The sequence below is a fragment of the Halomonas sp. BC2 genome (assembly GCF_002078115.1).
Taxonomy (GTDB): Bacteria; Pseudomonadota; Gammaproteobacteria; order Pseudomonadales; family Halomonadaceae; genus Vreelandella; species Vreelandella stevensii.
Genome location: NZ_LFGT01000014.1, coordinates 14,317 through 19,646, shown reverse-complemented (window position 1 = coordinate 19,646; position 5,330 = coordinate 14,317). Strand labels below are relative to the sequence as shown.

The 5,330-nt window shown below is 61.8% G+C and carries 6 protein-coding genes and 2 riboswitches; of the genes, 3 read left to right on the top strand and 3 right to left on the bottom strand.

Annotated features, from left to right (window positions below; genetic code table 11):
* The coding region (locus B7L71_RS10785) for a malonyl-CoA decarboxylase (protein ID WP_446497424.1) at nt 1–1,342 on the bottom strand (1,342 nt) is incomplete at its 3' end.
* Nucleotides 1,343–1,462: 120 nt separating this feature from the next.
* Between B7L71_RS10785 and B7L71_RS10780 the strand changes: the two genes are divergently transcribed.
* Nucleotides 1,463–2,125, top strand: a complete 663-nt coding sequence (locus B7L71_RS10780; protein ID WP_081137885.1) for a GntR family transcriptional regulator — start codon at nt 1,463–1,465, stop codon at nt 2,123–2,125.
* 48 nt (nt 2,126–2,173) lie between these two features.
* On the opposite strand, the gene B7L71_RS10775 is transcribed toward B7L71_RS10780, so the two are convergent.
* Nucleotides 2,174–3,415, bottom strand: a complete 1,242-nt coding sequence (locus tag B7L71_RS10775) for a D-amino acid dehydrogenase (protein ID WP_081137883.1) — start codon at nt 3,413–3,415, stop codon at nt 2,174–2,176.
* A 59-nt stretch (nt 3,416–3,474) separates the two neighbouring features.
* A riboswitch (glycine riboswitch) is annotated at nt 3,475–3,582 on the bottom strand.
* Nucleotides 3,583–3,673: riboswitch (glycine riboswitch) on the bottom strand.
* Between the two features lie 128 nt (nt 3,674–3,801).
* Here B7L71_RS10775 and B7L71_RS10770 point away from each other — a divergent pair.
* Complete coding sequence (locus B7L71_RS10770) at nt 3,802–4,095, top strand: hypothetical protein (protein ID WP_016915216.1); 294 nt, start codon at nt 3,802–3,804, stop codon at nt 4,093–4,095.
* A 5-nt stretch (nt 4,096–4,100) separates the two neighbouring features.
* Here B7L71_RS10770 and B7L71_RS10765 read toward each other — a convergent pair whose 3' ends face one another.
* Nucleotides 4,101–4,688, bottom strand: coding sequence for a gamma-glutamylcyclotransferase (locus tag B7L71_RS10765; protein WP_081137881.1), 588 nt, complete (start codon nt 4,686–4,688; stop codon nt 4,101–4,103).
* A 227-nt stretch (nt 4,689–4,915) separates the two neighbouring features.
* Here B7L71_RS10765 and B7L71_RS10755 point away from each other — a divergent pair.
* A partial coding sequence (locus B7L71_RS10755; RefSeq protein ID WP_283160414.1) for a sirohydrochlorin chelatase occupies nt 4,916–5,330 on the top strand: 415 nt, incomplete at its 3' end.

Here is a 5,330-nt window from a genome sequence, read left to right as displayed (position 1 = left end):
CCTCGACGGTCATGTAGTGCTGTGCCTGGCTTGCCAGGCGGCGAATGTCGCTGGTGCATACCACGCTCTGCTGTTGGCTGAAGGCTTCGTGGTTCTGCTCGATGCGATTGAGCTGGTAGAGGTAATTGACCATCACCCCATGGGCCTGCTGCCACCCTTTGGGGGACGTGTCGGCGGGCCAGTTGAGGCGGTGCAGGCTGGCGCCATTCCCCAGGTGGAAGCGGGCCACCTGGTTGAGCGGCTGGCCGCTCTTGTGTTTGACCTCGGTGAGGTAGTAAGCCACCAGGCGCAGCAGCGCTTTCTGGTGCGCGGAAGGCGTGTCGTGCTGGGTCAGCGTGCCTTCTTCCAACTGCTGTTCCAGCGCTTCGGGCAGCGTGACCGCCCCCGAGCGGCGCTGGGTGGCCAGCCACTCTGCAAAGCCGGGCACCGGGGAAAGGGTGACGAAGTTCTTCAACTGGGGCAGTTCACGGCTCAGCTCCTGCACGACCTGCTTGATCAGGAAGTTGCCGAAGGAGACGCCCTTGAGCCCCGCCTGACAGTTGCTGATGCTGTAGAACACGGCGGTGTCGGCGTCGGCCAGCGGCAGCTCTTCTTCGTTCTCCAGAATGGCCTGGACGTTGTCGGGTATGCCCTTGCACAGCGCGACTTCCACGAAAATCAGCGGCTCATCGCCCGTGGCAGGGTGGAAAAAGGCGTAGCAGCGGCGGTCTTCCGGGTCCAGGCGGCGGCGCAGCGCGGTCCAGTCGCTGATCTCATGCACCGCCTCGTAACGGATCAGTTTTTCCAGCACGGCCGCCGGGGTGTTCCAGTCGATGCTCTCCAGCACCAGAAAGCCGCGGTTGAACCACGAATTGAAAAGATGCGAAAAGTCGGCATCCAGGGCCGCAAAGGAGGGCGAGGCGCTGAGCCGTTTCAGCAGGTTGGCGCGCATCTTGACCAGCTCGTAGGTGCCTCCCGGGCAGAGGTTGAGGCGGCGCAGCAGGTCTTGCCGCCGGGGCTCGCAAGCGCTGAAAAGCCGCGCCAGGGCTTCGTTGTCCTGGCGCTCGCGGTACACTTGGTAGGCCGCGTGGATCTGTTCGGGGTCAGCCGAGTAGGCATTGGCCAGCAGCGAGAAAAACGCGTCCTGTTCCTGCTCGGTCAATTGGCTATAGTGGCCAAGGGCTGCTTGAGCGGTCAGTATTTGCGTGGCTTCGCCACCTGGCAGCATCAGCTTTTCACAAGCGTCGAAAAGCCCCTTGAGGTGCACTTCGGGCGAGTAGGAGGTCACCGAGCGGTATTTGGTGCGGGTGCGTTCACTGATGTTCGTGAGCAAGCCCTGTAGAAACGTCATGTTCATCTGCATACATCTGGCTCCGCGCATGATTGTTATGAGACTGTGGCTGCAAGGATGTTTCGATGCGATGTGTTATATATAACAAATAGACTTTTAAAATATTTCAGTCAAGTAAAACAGAGGCGACTTATGGCTAAGGTGTCACAGGCACATCGACTACGCGATCTACTGGAAGACGCCATCGTGGAAGGGCGCTTTCTACCCGGTGACCGCCTGGACCCTGATGCGCTCGCGCTGGAGTATCAATGTTCCAGAACGCCCATCCGGGAAGCCATTCAGCAGCTGGCCATGTCGGGCATGGTGCAGGTGGTCGCCAAGCGCGGCACTTTCGTCACCGAGCTGAGCATTTCAGAGCTGGTAGAGCGGTTCGAGGTGATGGCCCAGTTGGAGGGGCTGTGCGGCCGGTTGGCGGCGCGGCGTATTACTGCCGACGAGCTGGCGCTGTTGCAGGACGTTCACCGGGCCTGTCAGGCCAAGGTGGAGGCGGGCGACAGTAATGGTTACTACTACGAGAACAGCCTGTTTCACCAACGCATCTACGAAGCCAGCCATAACCACTTCCTGGCGCAGGAGGCCGCGCGGCTGCATGCGGCCCTGCAGCCTTATCGAAGAATGCAGCTACAGGTGCGCATGCGTCTGGAAAGCTCGTTTGCCGAGCACGACGCCATTGTGGCGGCGATAGCGGCAGGGGAGGCCCAGCAGGCGGAAACCCTGCTGCGCGACCATGTGATGATTCAGGGGGAGCGCTTCAATGACCTGGTGGCGTCGGTGCAGCAGCTCAAAAGGGCGTAGCCTGCCAGGCGCCTGATCGGCGCCCGGCAGGGAGCGCAGGTGCCAGCCTTACCGCGAGGCCGAAAGCGGTGTGGCCACGGTAGTATCCACCGCATCCGCCAGCATCTCGGCGGTGATGGCCGAGAGTGTCCAGCCCAGGTGGCCGTGGCCCGTGTTGTAGAACACCGTCGGCATGCGGCCCGGGCCCACTTTGGGCAGCATGTTCGGCATCATCGGGCGCAGGCCAGCCCAGGGGACGACCCGCTGGGTGCTGACACCGGGAAAGCACTGCTCCACCCAGCGCACCAGCGGCTGAATGCGGTCGTTGCGAATGTCGCGATTGGCACCGTTGAACTCTGCGGTGCCCGCCACGCGGAAGCGGTCGTTGCCCAGGCGGCTGGTCACCAGCTTGGTTTCGTCATCCAGCAGGCTCACGGTGGGGGCGGCCTGTTGCGAGGCTTCGTCGTCCAGCTGCACGGTGATCGAGTAGCCCTTCACCGGGTAGATATTGACGCGGTCACCCAGCTTGGCGGCCACCGCCCGGCTGCCGACCCCGGCGCACACCACCACGCTGTCGAAGCTTTGCTGCACCGCCTCGCCATCAACGACTGCCTTGACCCAGGCGCTGTTCTCATCGGCGCCCAGGTCGGTCACCTGATGGCCGTAGTTCAGGCGCACGCCGCGTTTCGCGGCGGCTTTCGCCAGCCCATTGGTGTACTTGTGAATATCCCCCGTGGCGTCACTCTCGGTAAAAAAGCCGCCGTAGTAGCTGCCGGCCAGTGTGGGTTCGATGGCGCGCATTTCATCCGGGGTCACCGCGCGGCGTTCGAGCCCGCCCTGGTGCAGTAGCTGCGATACCCTGGCGGCATGCTCATAGCCTGCCTTGTCGCGATAGATATGCAGGATGCCTTTCTGCTTCACGTCGAAATCGATCTGCTCGTCACGAGCCCACTGGAACAGGTGTTCTCGGGCGGCGATGGCCAGGCGGGTCGTTTCGGTGGTGTTGTCGGCATAGCGGGGAATGGCGGCGATGAATTCTGCAAACCAGCTCAACTTGTGCCAGCTCGGGCGCGGGTTCACCAGCAGCGGGGCGTCGTTCTTGAGCATCCAGCGCAGGCCCTTGATGACCGTGGGCCAGTGGTTCCACACCTCTGCGTTGGAGGCAGACAGCTGCCCACCGTTGGCAAACGAGGTTTCCATGGCGGCGTAGCGATGCTTTTCGAAGACGGTGACGTCGAAACCGCGCTTTACGAGGGCGTAGGCACTGGTGATGCCAGTGATCCCACCGCCAATGATGGCAATGCGTTGCATGAGTCTCTCCACAGATTGTATGAGCGTCGGGCGATACCCCCGGCAGCCTATTGGCCGGGCGTACCCCTTCCGTCATGGAACCTGAGAGATTCACGCCGCTGGAATGGCGCTTGCTCCTTCGGTGGGCTGAGTGACGCAGTCATCAACCGCTCTTCGGAACGTCATGGATGGCCGTCGCGGTCCGTTGGCCTGAGAGTTTCCGGGGTCGTTGCTCCTTCGGCGCTGGTGTCAGGCACCAGTCTCTCCCGCGATGGCATACTGACGTTGTAACGCGACGGTGCTAAAAAGGGAATAGGCGAAAGGTGGAAACATGAGCAGCGGCTGCTTTGCCAGCCTCCGTGTTTTCGCTGACAATAGCGAATCCCTTCGAGCAATGGAAAAAGCGCATGCAGGCAAACGGATTTTTTGAGGGCATTGGCGAGGCGATTGGCGATGCGATCCGCATCGTGGTCGAGTTCTTGCTGGGTATCTTCACCAACTTTTTCGGTGCCTTCGACGATTTTATCGGCGGGCTGACGCGCTCGCTGGGAATCAATGACTCGTTCTTGAGCCTGGCGATTCTGCTGATTGGCCTGCTGGTACTGTGGGGCGGGCTGCGTGCGTTTTTGCGTGGCTCCATTATTGGCGGCATTTTCCGCACGCTGATCGGCCTGTTCATCCTGTCGTGGCTGATGATGTAGCCCGCCTATCGGTAGCGCTGCAGGTGCTCCTCCAAGGCAAAAATATGTGCATCTTCGGTGCCCAACTCGCGCAGCGCTTGGGCTAGGTTCAGCAAGTAAGCACTGTTGGGGCCGCTAGGGCCGTGGGCTTGGGCAATTTGCTGGGCGATGTCGGCCAGCGGGGCATCGCCTAAAAACGCCGGGTTGTCCTCGCTGGCCAGATAAATCAGCCCCTCGCTAGGCGCTTGGTCGGCGTCAGGGTTGCCCGCCTCATCCAAAAACGTCAGCGTGACTTTTTCCCGCAGGTAGCCGTTTTTCTCCCGCACATCCAGCGGTGCCAGGACCTCCGGCGTGATGCGGTAGGCCATGCCGTGGCACACCGCGCCTTCGGCCCGAGTCAACGTCGCCACACGCCCCGGTGCTTCGGGGGTGCCGCGATGGTCGTGGGAGCCCTGCCAAAAGCGCCGCGCCCAGCCGGTAATGGCCGCAGGGCGGCGCTCCAGATAGTCGAAATCGGCCTTCCAGATCAGCGAGCCGTAGCCAAAAAGCCAGATGTCCGCATGGCCGTCGAAGAAGTTTCTTTGCTGGTTTAACGTCGTGGTATCAAGCAACATAAGCGATCTACATGTTGATCAAAGTGGCTGCACGCGCATGGCGTTAACGGTGGTTCATCATCCGGGTTATACGATTGATTTACCAGCCAATCACCCCTTCCCCATGGAAAAGTTTCGGGTGCTTCGGCAACCGCAGAGCCTCGAATGGCATCCCCGCCGCCCGTCATGCTCGAAAGCTTACCGCGCGTGCACTCCCGTGAAGACTGCGATTGAAAAGGATGAACCCGATGCGCGCTATTTTTCTGGTCGATAACGGCTCTCTGCGGCCTCAGGCAACCCACAGCCTGCGCCGCGTGGCGGCAGCGCTGAGCGAGCAGGTGGGCGACACCGTTCAAGCGGCTTCGCTGCTGCACTCCAACAAGATCCCCGCTGAAGCGGTCGATGGTGTTCCGGCCATTACCCTGGGCCCCGCCGCTGAGCGCAGCGCCGAAGCGGGGGCCACCGAGATCATCGTGTTGCCGTACTTCTTTGGCCCCAGCCAGGCACTGACCGGCTACTTGCCCGAGCGGATGGCGGCCCTGCAGGCCCGTTTCCCCCAGGTGAAAGTACGCGTTGCCCAGCCGCTGGTGGACGAACGGGGCGGTAACGACCTACGCCTGGCCGCACTGCTGGCCGATCACGTGCGCGCGCAGTTGCCCGATC

Bases quoted from the DNA above. Each gene is read 5' to 3' on its own strand.
- B7L71_RS10780 (WP_081137885.1), top strand. From the start codon at position 1,463: ATGGCTAAGGTGTCACAGGCACATCGACTACGCGATCTACTGGAAGAC.
- B7L71_RS10775 (WP_081137883.1), bottom strand. From the start codon at position 3,415: ATGCAACGCATTGCCATCATTGGCGGTGGGATCACTGGCATCACCAGT.
- B7L71_RS10770 (WP_016915216.1), top strand. From the start codon at position 3,802: ATGCAGGCAAACGGATTTTTTGAGGGCATTGGCGAGGCGATTGGCGAT.
- B7L71_RS10765 (WP_081137881.1), bottom strand. From the start codon at position 4,688: ATGTTGCTTGATACCACGACGTTAAACCAGCAAAGAAACTTCTTCGAC.